The organism is Sporosarcina highlanderae, assembly GCF_030433715.1.
Lineage (GTDB): Bacteria > Bacillota > Bacilli > Bacillales_A > Planococcaceae > Sporosarcina > Sporosarcina highlanderae.
The window spans coordinates 42,560-59,273 of record NZ_JAROCC010000005.1; the positions used below are offsets into that span (position 1 = coordinate 42,560).

Below are 16,714 nucleotides of genomic sequence, written 5' to 3' on the forward strand. Positions count from 1 at the left end.
TTTATCCCCCTGCTCTCTATGTCAACTACCTATTATACCTGAATTTCTTATTTTTCTCTAAAGAAGAAAAAGGGAATCTAAAAGTTTAGATCCCCTATCTTCCATTATTCTATTAACTAATGTACAAATTATCATTAATGGCATATACGATGTTATCCAGTTCGTCTCCGAAATCACGTTTAAGCCTTTTATATCCGCCGCTACTTTTAAATGGTTCTTCTGAAAATGCTTCTTCTGGAGTTGGTGCTAATACGGGTACTTGCAGTAATTGTTTTTCAATACGCTCTAACCACTTTTCCTGTCTTGGTGTCCAGTCATGAAGGGAGTACACTTTTTGCATTGCTTGCTTTACACGAGTTTCATGATCGACAAGCGCTTCACCTAATGCAGCTTGGCGGATAAAGCTAATAATATCCGCTGCAATATCCACATTGTTCGCTTGCTTCCAAGCCGATTGCAAATGGGACTGTTTAAATCCTTTTGTATCCAGTAACGTCACTAGCTCTCTTAAGTCTTTGCGCGTTAGATCTTTCGGTCGTGTGCATACCAATTGAAGCGCAGGGATTACATTGATATTCGAACGAATGTATTGAACGAAACCATTTAAATAGTCTGTCGGCTTTTCATTCCCTTCTCCATAACCTCGGATTACATTGTCTATTTTATCTTCATGATTCGATATAATTTGCAGTTCTTTAGGCGTCTGATATGTCGCTAAATAATCAAACAAAATGCTATTCGTTTTAGCGTGTTCAGGTCGATAACATTTGACCTCTTGTATCCAGTCATCCAGCGAAGTTCCATCCGACAATTGTTCAAAGCGACGTTTCCCGCCATCGTCAATTCGTTGCTTCTTTCGCTGAATTTTAGCAATAAGCTGGTCTCGGAAATGGTTAGCTTCCTCCTCCGTCTCAGCATTCGTAAAGGATTCTTGTAAATCTGTAATCGTAAAATGCTGTTGTTTCACAACTGGCTTCATATCTGTATATTTCTGCAATTGATTGTAGATACCTACCGCGTCATAAATACGAAAATGAGTTTTCCCTATGTCTGGACAGAGCCGTGTTGCACGGCCGAGCATTTGATCGTAAAGAATTCGTGACTTTATTCGGCGCAAAAAGACTAAATTTGTAATGGTAGGCACATCGATCCCAGTAGTGAGCAAATCGACGGTTACTACGATATTAGGTAATTTTTCATTTTTAAAACGCTTAATCATTTCATTCGGATTATAGATAGAACCTGTGATTTTTATGATGGCATCATCCGAAACCGTATCTCCACGATTCTTAAATGCTTCTTTTAGTAATCGAACAACTAAATCCGCATGCTGATTGTTCGCCGCAAAGATCAGTGTTTTTTCTTGACCTTGAGGATCAATATAGTCGGTCATCTTATTCAATACCGCTTTATTAAAGGACTCCGTAATTACCTGTCTATTAAAATGCTCTACATTAAAAGTCAATTCATCCTCTAAGCGGTCTAAAATGATTTCCCCTTCTTCGGAATCATACATTTCTACTTCTTCACCTTTTTCGAATGAAATCCCTGTTTTAGCTAATTCAGATTCAAACAAGTATGGTGGTTCATGATCGACCAAAAAGCCATCTAGTACAGCTTCAGTATAAGAGTATTTATAAATCGGGAGTCCAAAAATGTCTGTCGTGTGGAGAGCTGGTGTAGCCGTTAAGCCTAAAACTGCCGCATCAAAGTAGTCAATTACACGACGATATTGACTCACATAATCGTTTTGATTTCGGAATAATAGTTCTTCTTCAGACATTTCGCGGTCACTTGTATATCCCCTATGGGCTTCATCCACGATAATGAAGTCATATTGTCCAACAGACGGCAATTTTTCCCCTTCATTATAAAACAACCGTCTGACCATTCCTTGAACAGTAGCAATCTGAACTTTTGTTTCAATCTCTGGTGTCATATCTTCCAAAGCTTTGACATCATAAATGCTCGCAAATGATAAGCCATCAAACTTCGTATCTTTGAGTGAATCCAACGCTTGCTGGCCGAGAGAGTTTCGATCGACTAAAAACAAAATACGACGACTTTTCTTCGCTTTAATCAATCGATACATTAGCGCAATCGCTGTACGTGTCTTACCTGTCCCAGTTGCCATTGCAAGCAGCATTTTACGTTTGCCTTGGATTATTGCTCTTTCTGCGGCAAGCACTGCTTCTTGCTGGTAATAGCGTAAGCCAAACTTCGTAATATCTTCTTCAGCAAGTTTAGCGTTTGCTTCTATGTCATTCACATCTAACAGTAATCGTAGATCCTCTGGTGAGTGCCACCCTTCTAGTGCATGAGCATGTTTGTAGGGCATACGTGAATCCCAAAACCAGATACCTGATTGGTCTTGAAGTTGTTTCAGATAGTCCCGTCCATTCGTTGCATATAAGAATGGAACTTTGTATTCTCCATTTGCAGGAAGTAATGTAACCCCTTCCTGTTTAGATATTAAACGTGCGTATGTTTTTGTTTGGCTTTCAAGGGCTGCTGGGATGTCTCGATGGTTTGCTTTCGCTTCCACAAGACCTACTAATTGCAACCCGATGAATAGTGCATAGTCAGCATATTTTGCGCCTACTTTCCACTCTGCAATAGCCATGTTTTTATTTTTCTCAGGCATGGTTTTATTCTTTTTATAATTGAGGTTGTCTGTATCTACCATCCAACCCACTGCACGTAATTTGTTATCAATTATAACGCGTGTCTGAGATTCAGATAACCTATGTTTCTTCACATGAGTCTGTGACTTTTCTTTCCGTTTAATACGAACGTCTTGAGAAATTGTTTCATCTGTAATCATGTTCAATTGCTGGATAAGCTGTCTTTCTTTATGTGCAATTTCCTTTTCAAGTTCTTCGATCGTTTGGTGCAGCTCTTGAGTACTTTCCTTAACAGGTTCACTTAGTTCTCTGTATTGAGGTGCAATAAACTTCCAGTCTACATACACTTCATAAAACCAAATGGAGAGCTTGAATGCAAGTTCAATTAGGCGTTTAGCTTCTTCAGTCGTTCCATAATCCGCTTCATGAGAAGCTGCATTGCCTCTTCGACGAAGCACGTCAAAAATATCGAGAATTTCTGGCTCCGCTAACCCTTCTTTTCTAATTGTACTGATCCGATCCACTTGCGATGTATTATAAGCTTCCCGAATATTATCTGAAGATAAAATAGCCTTAGCGATAGACTCACTTAGTAGCCGAAGTTTTAAAATGGAGGCGTGCGGATCTTCGAATGCATACCTTTCTGCACTTTCGCCCAATTTTCCTAAGACTTCCCATTGCCCCTCAAAAAAAGCAAAGTTACTTTTCAATTGACTTCACCGCATTTCATTATAGTTTAGTATTTCTATTGTACTATAGCGGAAACACTAAACACACTACGAAAACCTTATTTCCGATACACAATTTCCCATACTTAATTTATCTAGTTTGATTTTCTCTATTTCAATCGTCGGGGAAGACCTCCATGACGTGTAGAGACACCAACTACCGTCCTTAGGCTAGGAAAGGTTGTAGACAAATGTGGGAATATACCCCCATGCCAACGTGCAAAAGAAAAGAGACCCGTGAGAGTCCCTTAACTTACTTGTTGCTCTTTAATTAATTTATCTAGAGTTGGTCTCGATATACCAAGTTCCTTTGCTATTTGAGGTTCTCTTATTCTGTTGCTTTCACAAAGGATATGAGTCGTGAAGTCTCAAATGATTTGTTTGTTCTGTACTCATTTTTTACTCCTTATTATCTTTAACATCCAATGTCGCTGCAATTTCAATTGGTAACTCCTTTCCTAACTGTCCCTCTAAATATTCTATTCTGCTACTTAATCTTTTTATTTCACTTTCATAATTATCTACTAAGTTAATTGCTGTTTCATTGTCTCTTATTCTTTCTTTCCAGTTATTTATATTGATTAACGACAAAACTGCACCCAAAGTAATAATTGTTGCAGAATCACTAAAGGTATTAAACGAGTTAAGGAGTTTTTCTGATTTCATTAATACCGCTGGTAAAATAACAAATGAAGCAACTGCTGCTACCGTACTTATTACATAAACACAATTTTCAATTTTAGACATCGAATGACTTGAAGTATATATATCAGCTATAACAAAAAAGAATCCTGCAATAGTAGCACTGATAATAAAAACCTTATCGAAGTTAAACATAAAGTTCATAGAACCCATAACAACGTATGTAATACCAATAAATCCGATTAATGAGTTTGTGACCCTATACCTTTCCTCATTGGTTTTTAATGATTGTTTTAGAGAACATCTCATTTCTTATACCCCTTTGTCCTAAAGTGTTGGAAATTGTATATCTAATCTCTTAAAGATATTTTCTTGAATTAAAAATAATATTGAAAGCGAATAATCGAAGATAAAAATTAATCTTCTTTCTTCTTGTCTTATCTTCTTTTTTTCATTTTGGATCGTATCAATAATTAACAGTCAGTTCATTTTTTTAAAAATAACCATTCGTTCGCTCGTAACTTTTTTATATATTTGGGGAGCAGTTGAGATAAGTTATAATTTTGCAGAACCGAATTCACTTTTATCCATCTACAACTTTTTCTGTATAAAGTCATCATTACCATCTTTTAAAATTTCAGTTCTTCCATCTCGTATTGACTCCAGTAATCGCAATTCCACTTCATTCAATTCATTCTTTGATTCCATTATCCAACACTCCCATTATTTTTATTTGTATTGTGATTCGATCCACAATTCCAATGTATAACAGGCTGTATCGGAAGTCCTTCAATATGCTTAGTTCATTTTACGCAACAAAAAAGCCACACCAATTAGATGTGACTCTGAGTTATCGTTATAGAAATGATTTCGCTATCTCTTTAAATTCCTCAATATCTATAATTTCTATACTTGCTATTGCGGAAGGATTAATATAAGTGCAACTTAAACCCTCTGATATTTTATACCACTCTTTACGAGATTGTAATTCTTCAAATATTCCTTCTTCGCTCAACGACTTGAAATTTTCAGTAAGAACATTGCCATCTAAAAAATTTATTCTGACTTTAAATTCTTTCAATCTCCAACACTCCTATCAAATAGTTTGCAATCACTATTCATCAATACGTGCCAGGAATGAATATAGCCACTGATTTGTCCCACCTTTGCCATGTTTCTGGCCCACTAATGACAAGATTTTGTTCCACCTCTGCCATGCACAGGACCACCCTCCTTTATACTTGAGATGCACCTAATGGTGCAAATCAAATATAAAGGAGGTTTTTTTGTGATTAAATATCGGGAAATCTTGAGGCTCCGTGCCCAGGGGATTAGTCAAAGGGGCATTGCCTCAAGCACTTCAAACTCTAGGACAACGATACGGGAGGTGGTGAAAAGGGCTGAAGAACGCAACATTAGCTGGCCATTGGAGGAAGAATTAACGGATCATGACTTACAAGAGATGTTGTTTCCAGAGAAACATGCCTCTAATGATTTTAGACGAAAACCGGACTGTGACTACATTCATAAAGAACTGGCAAAGCCGGGCGTTAATTTGACCCTCTTATGGGATGAATATTCTCTTAGCTGTAGGTCAAATGAAGAAATCCCATATAGCTATCGGCAGTTCTGCAGGATTTATCATGACTATGCCCGCAAAACGAAAGCTACCATGCGTATTAAGCGTAAACCAGGAGAGCTTTTGGAAGTAGATTGGGCGGGGCAAACAATGTCAATTAGAGATCATCTAACCGGCGAAGATATCCCAGTATACATTTTTGTTTCTCCTTCCGTGCAGCCAATACGCTTATGTAGAAGGTTTTCTTTCAATGAATGCAGAGTCATGGATCACGGCTCATATTCATGCATTTAAGTTTTATGGAGGGGTTCCAAGAATCATTGTTCCTGACAATCTGAAGACAGGTGTAGTAAAGGCTTCAAAGTATGAACCAATCATCCACGCGGGCTATCAGGAGATGGCTGAGCATTATCACACGACGATTGTGCCTGCGCGCGTTCGTCACCCAAAAGATAAGGCAAGCGCTGAAAGTACAGTAGGTCATATTTCAACATGGATTATCGCTTCACTTCGAAACCAAGAGTTTTTCAGTTTAGGAGAGTTAAATGACGCGGTTCATGAGAAGCTAGAGGAATTTAACCAAAAACCTTTTCAAAAGAAGCAAGGAAGCAGACACATGGCATTTAAAGAAGAAGAACACTTCGCATTAACACCGTTGCCTGCTTCAACATACGAAATCGCAACTTGGCGAATTGCGACCGTACAATATGATTATCACATAGTGGTGGATAAAATGTCTTACTCTGTTCCATATGATTATGTAAAGTACGAGGTTGATATTCGAGTCACAAGAACCATTGTGGAAGTATTTTATAAAGGCTTGCGAATCGCTTCGCACAAAAAACTGAAAGGAAAACCAGGACAATCCAATACATTGTCTGATCACATGCCTAAGGAACATAAGCAATACATTGATTTTGACGCTTCATATGTACGCCAATGGGGAAAGACTGCTGGTCCTAATATCTTGATCACCATTAATAGTATTTTAGCTTCTTATCGTGTTGAAAAACAAGCACTGAAGTCCTGTTTGGGGCTAATTAAGTTGTCAGACACGTACTCAGTAGAACGGTTAGAAAAAGCATGTGAGCGTGCACTGAGATATACAAGTAGACCTACAATTAAAAGCATTCAGACAATGCTTAAAAACGGACAGGATAAACTCCCTGTCATAATTGAAGAAGAAAGTAATCGAAAAGAAGTTAAATCCAACCCTTACGGTTTTACACGAGGGGCAGACTATTATGGGGGTAAGAACCAATGACAACTGAAAACACTTTATCCAAACTAAATGATATGAGAATGGCGGCGATGGCTGAGGGATATATGGATCAATTGAAAAACCCGGAATATCAGGACCTATCGTTTGAGGATCGTTTCGCAATGCTTGTTGATATTGAGTGGGGACGCAGAAAGAATGCCAAGCTCGATCGCCTTAATAAAGGTGCAGAGTTCCGGGATAGCCAGGCATGCATAGAAGATATAGAATATCACGCTGACCGAAAGCTCGATAAAACTCAAATTCTAAGATTAGCAACTGGAAGGTATATTCAAGAGAAACATAATATCATCATTAAAGGTGCATCAGGAAACGGAAAAACTTACCTAGCATGTGCTTTTGGTGTCGCTGCTTGTCGTCAGTTTTATAAAGTGCGATATATACGCCTTCCGGATTTATTGGATGAACTCGCAGTAGCCAGGGGTGAAGGCATTTACCGCAAGGTAATTAAAAAATACATGAAGGTAGATTTACTGATCCTTGATGAATGGCTTTTAACGCCCCTAAAAGAAACCGAATCCAGAGATCTTTTAGAAATCGTTGAATCAAGATATCAAGTTGCCTCCACAATATTCTGTTCCCAGTTTGACCCACGTGGCTGGCATGAAAAGATTGGCGAAGGTACGTTGGCTGATGCCATTCTTGATCGAATTGTACACGGCTCCTATCATATGATGCTTGATGGTGATGTTTCAATGCGTGAACGTCATGGATTGGAGGGTTCTTTATGATTCCTGAAGAAGTGGAGAATCGTATTGCGAAGTATTTTTTTCATAATTATCTACCAGATGAAATCATGTATGAACTTGTAGACCTGCTTATCCCGCAGTGTTTGAATGTAGAGGATGAAAATGACTTAGACCAAGATGGACTAGTCACTGAAGCAGTGTTAATTCTTCGGGACCGATTGGATGGAAAAAGTATGAAATAACTAAATGCAGCCATCGAAAACTTGGTTCGATGGCTGTTTTAAGAATAATTTGTGTGGATTCCCCTATGGCAAGGGTGGAACAATTCAATGTCAGAAGTGGGCCAAAAACATGGCAAGAGTGGAACAATCGCATGGCTGTAGTCAAGGAATCCTTTTCATACCAACCAACTCTTCTATTTTGCTTGTTAACCAAAATAAAAAGCACCCTTTGGGATGCCTATTATACATTTCATTCTTTATTCATTTTCAATTCCATTGCGGCTGCATACTCTTTCACTTTAGGCAATGCCATTTCTACAACCGATGCATTAAGGACTAATTGTGCCATCGGTACATCGTCATTTATTTCGAGTTCTCCAGGTTTTGTTGTAAACATGGCAATCTTCTTACCTTCAACAAGAACATTAATTGTAACGGTCTCTGCCCCTTCTATGTCAGGTAGCTGAAGGAAGTCATATGTTTGATTGAGTACATGTTGAAATGCCAATCCTTGATTATCGGTCTTCATATCAATCTCCAATGTGATGTGACTGTTAATATCACGAGCATCTGTCACGTCCACATTAGATGCAAATTCATAAACGGATGTGTCGATTTGCTTTTCTTCCGGTTCATTAGTAGTTGTTTCAACCTGTTGCGTTTCTACTTCAGGCTTCTCCGGCTCTGTCGCTTCTTCGCTACATGCAGCAAGTAGTCCAGTAGCAAGAATGATCATCAATAGTTTTTTCATGATTATCCCTCCTGCTAACATTATATCTTAATAAATTGGGAAATAAAACCACGTACAAGGTTATAAGTAACACGCATCAATTTCATTCTTCTACCCAAGACAAGAAGATTAGCAAAAAAGCACCCTATAAAGGATGCTCTAATCAACTGATTTTAATATTTTCTTCAATCCCTTTAGAGAATGTTTCCCAGTCGATTTGGTTTAAATTGAATAGCCTTCCAACTAAACCAGCTCCACCCTTTTTATTATCATTTTCCAAAGCAAAGATTTTACTGTTTTTTTCTTCAACTGAAGCAGTCTCAATATAATATTTCTTCAAAATCAACATTAACTCATCAAGCAATTTCTGAGTCTTGCCTTCTTTCCCTTTGATGAAATCCATCATATTCTCACATAATGTCTCAAACTTTTCATTCGGATAGAAACACTGAAGTTTCTCACCATCTCTACTGATTTGAGCATTATACTGCAACAAATAGACTTCTCTGCATAAACTGTAAACTTCAACTAAATTTTCATCTGATAGTTGTTTACTCAACAAAGGTATCTCACTGAGCAATGCCTGATCTTCCAACAACTTTTTTTCGAAATTTTCCATTTCTCCAACACTCCCATTAATTTGTTTTTGTGAATCGCTCCACTTTTCCAATATATAACAGGCCTGAACGGAAATCTCTATATATGCTTAGTTCAATTTTAAACAACAAAAAAGCACTCTTTCGGGTGCAATATTAGTATTAATTACATTTACATGTATATAGGTAATTTCCATTTAACGCTCTGTGACAACCTGAACATACATAAGTCATTTTCCCCTGAACATCTATAAACTTTACATCAGCTTCGGTAAACCATTCTGGATGACTCTCAATATGCTCAATAAAAAATTCAGATCTGAGTTGATTATTCAGCTCATGAGGAACTAATTGATTTTCCGGATAACCTTTTACATCCCTTAACCAAGTCTCCCATTTTAAAGCTAAATCTGAGTAATAAGCATGTCCATCATTTTTTCCTCTTCGCCCGACAGGAGCTATCTCTACACCTATTCCGAGGGCTTTATCCCAACTGATTTTATTCTTCATATTGATCACTCCCCTTTTAAGTAAAACATACAGTAGTTGGGGATTTAATACAATGCAATTATTTAAGGCTTCCGAAGTGAAAATAATAAGCACCCTATAAAGGATGCTTTATCCCTCTTCATTCCACAGCTCTCTATAAGCCTCTTGAAATAAATTGTCTGCTATAACTTTATTTAAGTAGTCGCTCTTGTCATCTTCCATCGACCTAAAATAAGAAAAACCATTTCTAAATTGGATTTCCCCGATCAATCTGACATTTCCATTGGGATCGGTTCTACAGACATCAATGCTCTTATCTCTCTTCCGTAGCTCTAAATCAAAATTATAGATAGTAAAGTACGTAACTTCTTCTATTTGCCGAAATTCCACCATTGAGATATCTCTATTTTTTATGTCTTCTGTCAGCAAATCGAACTGATTTTGAAAGAAAGCAACCACACTTTCATAATCAATGAGTTTCTTACTGGTTATTATCTTATCCAATTTTTCTTTCAGCTTATCCTTCCAATTTTCCATTTCCCCAACACTCCTATTAATAGTTTTTTGGAAATCTTTACATATTTCAACTATATAACAAGTTGTTAAGGAAGTCCCCCAAAATGCTTAAATCAATTGAGACTATCTTACTCTTAGCAAAACCTACTCACTTAATACTAATCCACCAATTTCGGAGATTTACTCCCCCATAATTTTATTCAACAGAATTAAATTCCTTTATATACTGAAGTGTAGATATAACATTGATTAACTTTAAGGCATCAACTCTTGTCCAATATTCAGGATTGTCTCTGCCGTGCAAAACCCAATTTCTATTTATTGTTGTTCCTCTTTCTTCATGGAATTCCCTACGAACAAAAATCTTACTAGCTAAAAATTCGTTCAATGAGTATGAAACGATAATCATCATCCGCTCTTCTTGACTAGTTATTTGTTTTCTCCACACCCTTAACAATCGAGTCCCAACTTCAGGACTTTTAGCAATACCAGATACTTGACCTTCTATAATGCTAATAAGCATCGGTATAATAACTCGATATTTATCTTGTTCATAGAGCTCAAAGCAATCAATCAAGACACTCTTCCACTGCTTATCTATTTCACCAATAATAGTTGATTTTGTGCTGTAATAATTCTTTTTCGAGTCAGATTCAAAGTATTTGAAAAAAAGAGCATCTATCATAACTTGTTCAAGTCCCAACAATGCTTGATCAAGATAAAAATTAGTGTCCATTTCACCAGATAATGTCCATCCGTGAGAGGAGTTGTATTTAATTAACGACTCAATTCTCTCCCAATCAATTTCAAATTCAGGGAACTCAATCTTCGGAAATTTTAAGTTTGAAATAGCGGAAACTAAAGATTCTTGAAATTGTTGATATGGCAAAAAAGCATCTCTAATTTTCAGGAGATTTTCACTGATTTCAATTGCAAATTTCCTCAAATCGTCATGTGGAACCATAGCAATCACCTCAAGTATAAGATGATTCCATTTTACCATGAATATTCTGTTAAATATGAAATCCTTTACTTAAGCACAAACATATTCTTCAGCATGTTACCGTATGCCTCAATCTCACTTTTCAGCTTCTCGCATTCACTCTGCAATCTCTCAAGCTCATCTAAGTTACCACTACCAATTAACGTACCCATTTTCTTCTGTATTCTCTTTAGCTTAGCAATGATCTTATTCAACTCTTGTTCTCTTGCACCAACAAAATATTTCTTCTTACACTTTGGAGAATCAAAGTAGTTGAATCTGACATTGTTACCTTTGTAGATACCCGCTTTTTTACTCTTAATCTTCTTCACCGTGAACTCAGCTTTACAATCATCACAATTTAATAGACCCATATCTCTTCTCTTTATATATTAACGTCCATAGTGGAAATTAACCACTTAATACCATTAAACCCTTTAATTATATACTGTATATCATACTACCTGTTTCCAAGTTTTCTTAATTTCGATATAGTAAATGCTTGTCTCTGATACGTCATAATATTCAGCTGAATCACTTGTACTTACACCAAAGGAAAGCATTAAACGGATATTCCTTACATCATTCTCAGTTAACTTAGCTTTGTAATGATCCTCACCTTTATTGAAATCATAGTCATATCCTCCATCATTCCTCCCGCCACGCTTCTAATTGTAGCCATTTCCGATGCCGTCATATTTACCCATCAATTCCCTCAGAATATCCTTACCTTTGCTTATATCAACATGCTCAATGATCCCATAATGGAATGCTGCCGTTCCTAATTTGCTCATTGAAGTCATAAGCTTATTGTCAGGAAGAGTCCCATGCTATAACTGTGTCATGTATCTTGCTTTTACACTTACTAATAACGTTGTACTATATCCAATAAATACCTTGTCATTTACATTGTTGCTTACCTTGTATACAAATCCCTTTTTCAATTCAATCTTCTCCTTTTAATTTGCAATCAAAAAAGCCACACTCCTAAGAATGTGACTCAGTAAACTTATTTGTCTTCATATCCACTAAAATACTTAAACTGCTTAATCGTTCTATCAATTACCGATTCATTAAATGGATAATAACTATATTTTTCCGGGTTCATCTTGCTATCGACCGTCAACATCCACTTACCCTTATCTACAAATAACTCAACATAGATTTCAGGAGGCTTCTTTGTAACGTCTTCACTCATTAATATAGATGGCTGCCTACCAAAACTTACATAGTATTCAGAATTATTAATAAGCAGAGTCATTTCACCATTCAATTTATTGAAATTAGTCTCATCTAAGCTGAAATTACTCTGTAGTTTTTGATACATTAGATCATAAAAATCTTCTGTTTTCATAAATAGAATCTTATCTTCTTCTGAATGCCCCATATACCTCAACTCCTATCATTCTAATAATCTAACATTAAAACTATAGGAATAATATATCAACACCCCAGAACATCTTTCTGAATACTTAATAGTTGATTACTTTTTTAGTTTGATCTGTTTTTATTTCATTAATCAACTGTCGGAAATAATCCCCGATAGGTTCTTCTTCATCATTAAATAGATCATAAACGTCAGAGGTGAATTTTGAATAGCCATCCCCTTTAGAATAAAAATGTTCTAACATCACGATAACAAGAGCATCGGAAAAGTCATCAGAATATAGTAACTCGGATAAATATTCAACTATTATTATTCCTTTTAACTTATCAATAATTTTTTCTTCTACATTCGATGAAATAATTAATTTTCTATCTTTAGAAAGATAAGGGTTGTGATTTACTGTACATGGTTGGGAACACTGACCGCAATTATCGCATATAATCCATTTACATTTCGCACAACATTTATGTGTATTAGTAGATAACGGTGAGCGTTTACAACTCCAACAATGTGTATTTCTCTGTGGAATATTTTCAATGATCGGATTAACTATCTGAGTTCTATTCTTTAAATACTTAATATCATGGTACTTCAAATCAACTTCAACAAACTTGTCGACCACTTTATTAAATAACTTCTCTACCATTTTCCACATCACTTTACCCCCACTTTAATCTTCTAATAGAATTTATTCAGGCGATATACGTATAGCCCCTCAAATGAAATTTCAAGTTATTAAGTCTTTACTACCGCTTCATTCAGTTTAGTTTTCCACATCTTTACCATTCCCCCTTTTAGCATTTACTCTTCCCCTCAAATCAACCAATTCCTCAAACAACTCATTCATTTCAGTTTTAACCCTGTCATATTCCCTCTTCTCAAAATAGGCTGTAGCCAAAGCATGGAAATCATCATAATTTACCATCTAATCACCTCAGCCTATTCTTCGACACATTCCATTAATTATCCTCTTCGCAACCTATCAAGATAATCAGAAAACCTATCATCAAACGATTCCTCTTCTTCCACTTTTTCAGCTACACCTTATTTCGCATAATAAGCCATTATCAACATTTCATATTCTGAGTATTTCTCCAACAACTCTAAATAATCCTTGGAATGTTGAACCATAGCCTCACCTCGCTCAATAGTTTCTTTCGTTGCTTCAATCTGCTCATATACGTTCATAATTATTATCAATCTCCTTTTATTTAAATAAGCCAAAATGTACATAGAAAACTTATTAACGCAACTGCAACAATCTTAGCTGCTCTATTTTTCGTCTTGTCATCTGATCCACCTATTGCAAGCAACCCGAAAAACACAATCAACACAAACAGTAGTATCTGGTATGCAATAATCATCGGTTCATTTCCTCAAGCTCATATAGAATCCGTCTTATATCCTTATCCCATTGACAGAAGAAACGCTTGCTTAATCCATCATATAAACCGGAACACGCTTTCCTTGCAGCCTGATAGCTAACACGCTCAATCAAATCCTCAAGCTCCTGTTTCGTCATGACCACTAACTCTTGCTTGTCCATTCAATCGCCCCTTTGCTTTGTTTTGATCCATAACAACAAACTGTAAAGGTAAACGCATATCTTCAGCCAAACTATCCTTAATCTCATCATCCTTTTACTCCTTTATCTCACCGGGCTTGAATGAAAATCATTTCATCAATCAACCTTAGCATCTTTTGGCTATTAATCTCACTCTCTGCATTACTGAGCTGATACTTCAGCATTGAAATTTCCATTTCTAACAGGGAAATCTTCATCTTACATCCCAACTCTTTAGAATCTATCTCAACAAATTCAACTACCTCTGTTTCTTTTTCCGTTTTCATAAGTCTCTTTTTACCTGGAATATCCCTGTTGGTGTACTCACAAATCTAACTGCTTCATCATCAATCTGCTCATCCTGCTCTATGACTTCCTTCTCTACTTTCCTAACTAATGGAACAATCTTGGATTCACGCTCTATACACTTCACAAGGAATTTCATCCTTTCCTCTGCATATTCAGCAACCACATAAAGTGTCTTAGAATCCATCTCACTTCCAGCACGTCTAAACGCTAATACATTTTCAGAATCAAAATGCCATAGCATATTGACAATGTAAGGATTATCCACTCTTGACTTCAGCCATGTTTTCATCAATCTACTCTGCTCATCAATACGCTCATCTTCAATCCAGCACCATTCCATGAATGACACTTAAAACTGATATTCCTTTTCAAATCCCATTTTTCGCAATGTGGAAGGGGTGATATTCTTATACTCCTTTTCCACACGTTCCTTGATTCGCATACGGCTGGTACGGAGTATTGATTCAGCATACGGCTTATCGGGAATGTGTCTATAGGGAATCGTATAGGGGTCATGATCGTCACGCTGATAGTATTTCATCGTGTTCATAAACTTCTGTTGACCAATGGTTCTTTAATAACTGTCCTGATAATTGGAGAAATGAGATTAAGGTATCGGATGGGACTTCAAGTGTCGTTGTAGATGCAATGTAAAGGATGCATGGGAACGTCAGTATTTTGTGGAAGTCGATTATAAACAGTCAATGGCTGAAAACAGAAACAAGATAAATCGCTATAAAGAGCTGTTTTCCAACGGTTTAATAGAAGAAAGTCTTGGACATTTTCCCACTGTGATATTTTTATCGACTACAGAACTCAGACGAAAACAACTTATAAATGAATGTCAAAGTTTGCTTGCCGTCATGGTCTATACAATTGAAGACATTAAATAAGAGGAGGAAGATAAATGTTCGGTAAAAGAAATTATGAGGTCTAATACTTTTCCCTCTTCCATAAAGCCGGCTTTTAAAAACTGCTCGATTAGTCCCAATGTGGTCCTGTCCGAGATATATTTCTTCAAGACACCCATTAGTTTCTTATGTGGGATGTTATCAAAGAATGATTTGCAGCGCTCGTTTCACGCCCCGTCCGGGGCGATAACCGACAGACCAGTTATGAAACAGGGTTTCCTCGAACTTAGGTTGAAGGATGTTAACCAGACTTTGTTGAACAATCCGGTCCTCGATGGTCGGGATGCCCAACGTCCTTTTCTTTCCATCCTTCTTCGGGATATATACCCGTTTGACCGGACTTGGCTGGTACTCTTTATTTCGAAGGCTTTCCAGTAAGTTCAGTATGTTGTTTTCCAGATTAGCCTCGTAGCTTTCGATGGTTTCTCGATCTATTCCACCGGCTCCTTTATTGGCCTTCACCTGTTTAAAACTGGCTGTCAGTTTCCTGTCAAACAAGAGCTGTCCATAGACACTATGCAGCTTCATTTTCCATTCAATATTCATTCGGCTATTTCACACCTCTCCGGTTGTTCATTCAGTTAGTGTTACCGCAGTAGCTTTCCCGTTCGCATTACAAGCGGTCCGGTGTAAAACCATAAGGTGGTTCCCCTTCCGTTCATCCTGTGTTTGGTCACAGAACTACTTCCGTACTATGAGAACCTCTGACTTCTCCACTCATTCTCCTTCATTTCGGCTCAGCCTTATAGAAGGGAATCCCAGCCTGGCGGGTAAAATGGAGACCTCACGGGGTCATAAAAAGTGCCTTCCAGACATACCCTGCATCTTCACCAACAAAGCTATGATTCCCCGTTCTGACTTCTAAGGGATTCATCGGTTAGCGGACTTCCTCACTTTTCGAAGAGTCGTCAACTTTATCGGCCGCCACATGCTTCACGTTTTCACATTAGGGTCTGCCTGTTCATCTACGGGTCTCTCGACTATTCGCATCTCCTTCAGACACCGCCTCACGACGATGCCTTAGATTAGACTTCTCAAGTTAGGTCAGTCTCCTTGAGGATGGACTCTCACCACCTGGCATGAATCTTCCTTCCGCATTAACCCAACCGTTTCACCAAGGTGATGTCGTCAGTATCGGCCGAAAGATAAAAGACACGTACCCGTTGGGTACGCATCACTTTTTACTGCCCGTCGCACAAAAAGAAGCTGCTGTATTAGCAACTTCCCCTCATCAACTCAACATCATCTTCAGTTTCCCCAACCAGAGTCAATCTGTCCATTACATAATCCATAATTTCCAATTTAACAGTTGCCCCTGTTGCTGAATCATGTAGTGTAACCGTGTCGAATTGAAGTTTTGCAACGTGTTAGCCTGCGATGAATCATTTCCCATAAAGATTACTTCCATTTTCCCTGTCGGAATTAGTGTTGTCATTTCCCATTTCCCCCGATTGTAGTGCAGGAGCAC

23 protein-coding genes are annotated in these 16,714 nt (G+C 37.4%); 4 read left to right on the forward strand and 19 right to left on the reverse strand.

Features of this window, described 5'->3' with window-relative positions; translation table 11 throughout:
* Nucleotides 1-112: 112 nt before the first annotated feature.
* The 3 genes from hsdR to P5G49_RS07640 form a co-directional block, all read right to left on the reverse strand.
* Nucleotides 113-3,334, reverse strand: a complete 3,222-nt coding sequence (gene hsdR / locus P5G49_RS07630) for a type I restriction-modification system endonuclease (RefSeq protein WP_301242900.1) — start codon at nt 3,332-3,334, stop codon at nt 113-115.
* 417 nt (nt 3,335-3,751) lie between these two features.
* Nucleotides 3,752-4,303 (reverse strand): hypothetical protein, encoded by a 552-nt coding sequence (locus P5G49_RS07635; RefSeq protein WP_301242901.1) that lies wholly within the window; start codon nt 4,301-4,303, stop codon nt 3,752-3,754.
* Between the two features lie 547 nt (nt 4,304-4,850).
* On the reverse strand, nt 4,851-5,075 hold the full coding sequence (locus P5G49_RS07640; protein ID WP_301242902.1) for a hypothetical protein: 225 nt from the start codon (nt 5,073-5,075) through the stop codon (nt 4,851-4,853).
* 207 nt (nt 5,076-5,282) lie between these two features.
* Between P5G49_RS07640 and P5G49_RS17485 the strand changes: the two genes are divergently transcribed.
* From P5G49_RS17485 to P5G49_RS07655, 4 genes are read left to right on the forward strand one after another with little or no spacing between them, the layout of a single operon-like run.
* A complete protein-coding gene (locus P5G49_RS17485) occupies nt 5,283-5,867 on the forward strand; it encodes a transposase (RefSeq protein WP_363322169.1) in 585 nt (194 codons plus the stop codon).
* Complete coding sequence (locus P5G49_RS07645) at nt 5,824-6,837, forward strand: Mu transposase domain-containing protein (RefSeq protein ID WP_363322170.1); 1,014 nt, start codon at nt 5,824-5,826, stop codon at nt 6,835-6,837. Before P5G49_RS17485 ends, P5G49_RS07645 begins: the two co-directional genes overlap by 44 nt.
* Nucleotides 6,834-7,583 carry an IS21-like element helper ATPase IstB gene (gene istB / locus P5G49_RS07650; protein WP_301242903.1) on the forward strand — a complete coding sequence of 250 codons (750 nt, stop codon included), beginning with the start codon at nt 6,834-6,836 and terminating at the stop codon, nt 7,581-7,583. The genes P5G49_RS07645 and istB overlap by 4 nt, the downstream gene beginning before the upstream one ends.
* A complete protein-coding gene (locus tag P5G49_RS07655) occupies nt 7,580-7,783 on the forward strand; it encodes a hypothetical protein (RefSeq protein WP_301109191.1) in 204 nt (67 codons plus the stop codon). Before istB ends, P5G49_RS07655 begins: the two co-directional genes overlap by 4 nt.
* Before the next feature lie 229 nt (nt 7,784-8,012).
* On the opposite strand, the gene P5G49_RS07660 is transcribed toward P5G49_RS07655, so the two are convergent.
* From P5G49_RS07660 to P5G49_RS07735, 16 genes are all read right to left on the reverse strand, one after another.
* On the reverse strand, nt 8,013-8,513 hold the full coding sequence (locus tag P5G49_RS07660; RefSeq protein ID WP_301242904.1) for a hypothetical protein: 501 nt from the start codon (nt 8,511-8,513) through the stop codon (nt 8,013-8,015).
* A gap of 142 nt (nt 8,514-8,655) precedes the next feature.
* Nucleotides 8,656-9,111, reverse strand: a complete 456-nt coding sequence (locus P5G49_RS07665; protein WP_301242905.1) for a hypothetical protein — start codon at nt 9,109-9,111, stop codon at nt 8,656-8,658.
* Between the two features lie 139 nt (nt 9,112-9,250).
* On the reverse strand, nt 9,251-9,598 hold the full coding sequence (locus P5G49_RS07670; protein ID WP_301242906.1) for a hypothetical protein: 348 nt from the start codon (nt 9,596-9,598) through the stop codon (nt 9,251-9,253).
* Nucleotides 9,599-9,706: 108 nt separating this feature from the next.
* Nucleotides 9,707-10,114, reverse strand: a complete 408-nt coding sequence (locus P5G49_RS07675; RefSeq protein WP_301242907.1) for a hypothetical protein — start codon at nt 10,112-10,114, stop codon at nt 9,707-9,709.
* 175 nt (nt 10,115-10,289) lie between these two features.
* A complete protein-coding gene (locus tag P5G49_RS07680) occupies nt 10,290-11,096 on the reverse strand; it encodes a hypothetical protein (protein ID WP_301242908.1) in 807 nt (268 codons plus the stop codon).
* 26 nt (nt 11,097-11,122) lie between these two features.
* Nucleotides 11,123-11,449: a hypothetical protein gene (locus tag P5G49_RS07685; protein WP_301242909.1), complete on the reverse strand. Its 327-nt coding sequence runs from the start codon at nt 11,447-11,449 to the stop codon at nt 11,123-11,125.
* 635 nt (nt 11,450-12,084) lie between these two features.
* Nucleotides 12,085-12,462 carry a hypothetical protein gene (locus P5G49_RS07690; RefSeq protein WP_301242910.1) on the reverse strand — a complete coding sequence of 126 codons (378 nt, stop codon included), beginning with the start codon at nt 12,460-12,462 and terminating at the stop codon, nt 12,085-12,087.
* Nucleotides 12,463-12,547: 85 nt separating this feature from the next.
* A complete protein-coding gene (locus P5G49_RS07695; RefSeq protein WP_301242911.1) occupies nt 12,548-13,117 on the reverse strand; it encodes a hypothetical protein in 570 nt (189 codons plus the stop codon).
* 108 nt (nt 13,118-13,225) lie between these two features.
* The gene (locus P5G49_RS07700; protein ID WP_301242912.1) at nt 13,226-13,387 is read right to left on the reverse strand and encodes a hypothetical protein; all 162 of its coding nucleotides are present in this window, start codon (nt 13,385-13,387) and stop codon (nt 13,226-13,228) included.
* A gap of 119 nt (nt 13,388-13,506) precedes the next feature.
* Nucleotides 13,507-13,650 carry a hypothetical protein gene (locus tag P5G49_RS07705; protein WP_301242913.1) on the reverse strand — a complete coding sequence of 48 codons (144 nt, stop codon included), beginning with the start codon at nt 13,648-13,650 and terminating at the stop codon, nt 13,507-13,509.
* A gap of 23 nt (nt 13,651-13,673) precedes the next feature.
* A complete protein-coding gene (locus P5G49_RS07710) occupies nt 13,674-13,826 on the reverse strand; it encodes a hypothetical protein (RefSeq protein WP_301242914.1) in 153 nt (50 codons plus the stop codon).
* Nucleotides 13,823-14,008: a hypothetical protein gene (locus P5G49_RS07715; protein WP_301242915.1), complete on the reverse strand. Its 186-nt coding sequence runs from the start codon at nt 14,006-14,008 to the stop codon at nt 13,823-13,825. The genes P5G49_RS07710 and P5G49_RS07715 overlap by 4 nt, the downstream gene beginning before the upstream one ends.
* A gap of 107 nt (nt 14,009-14,115) precedes the next feature.
* Nucleotides 14,116-14,313 carry a hypothetical protein gene (locus P5G49_RS07720; RefSeq protein WP_301242916.1) on the reverse strand — a complete coding sequence of 66 codons (198 nt, stop codon included), beginning with the start codon at nt 14,311-14,313 and terminating at the stop codon, nt 14,116-14,118.
* Nucleotides 14,310-14,684: a hypothetical protein gene (locus P5G49_RS07725; protein WP_301242917.1), complete on the reverse strand. Its 375-nt coding sequence runs from the start codon at nt 14,682-14,684 to the stop codon at nt 14,310-14,312. The genes P5G49_RS07720 and P5G49_RS07725 overlap by 4 nt, the downstream gene beginning before the upstream one ends.
* A gap of 703 nt (nt 14,685-15,387) precedes the next feature.
* Complete coding sequence (locus P5G49_RS07730) at nt 15,388-15,792, reverse strand: reverse transcriptase family protein (protein WP_301242918.1); 405 nt, start codon at nt 15,790-15,792, stop codon at nt 15,388-15,390.
* Nucleotides 15,793-16,525: 733 nt separating this feature from the next.
* Nucleotides 16,526-16,681, reverse strand: a complete 156-nt coding sequence (locus P5G49_RS07735; protein WP_301242919.1) for a hypothetical protein — start codon at nt 16,679-16,681, stop codon at nt 16,526-16,528.
* Nucleotides 16,682-16,714 lie beyond the last annotated feature (33 nt).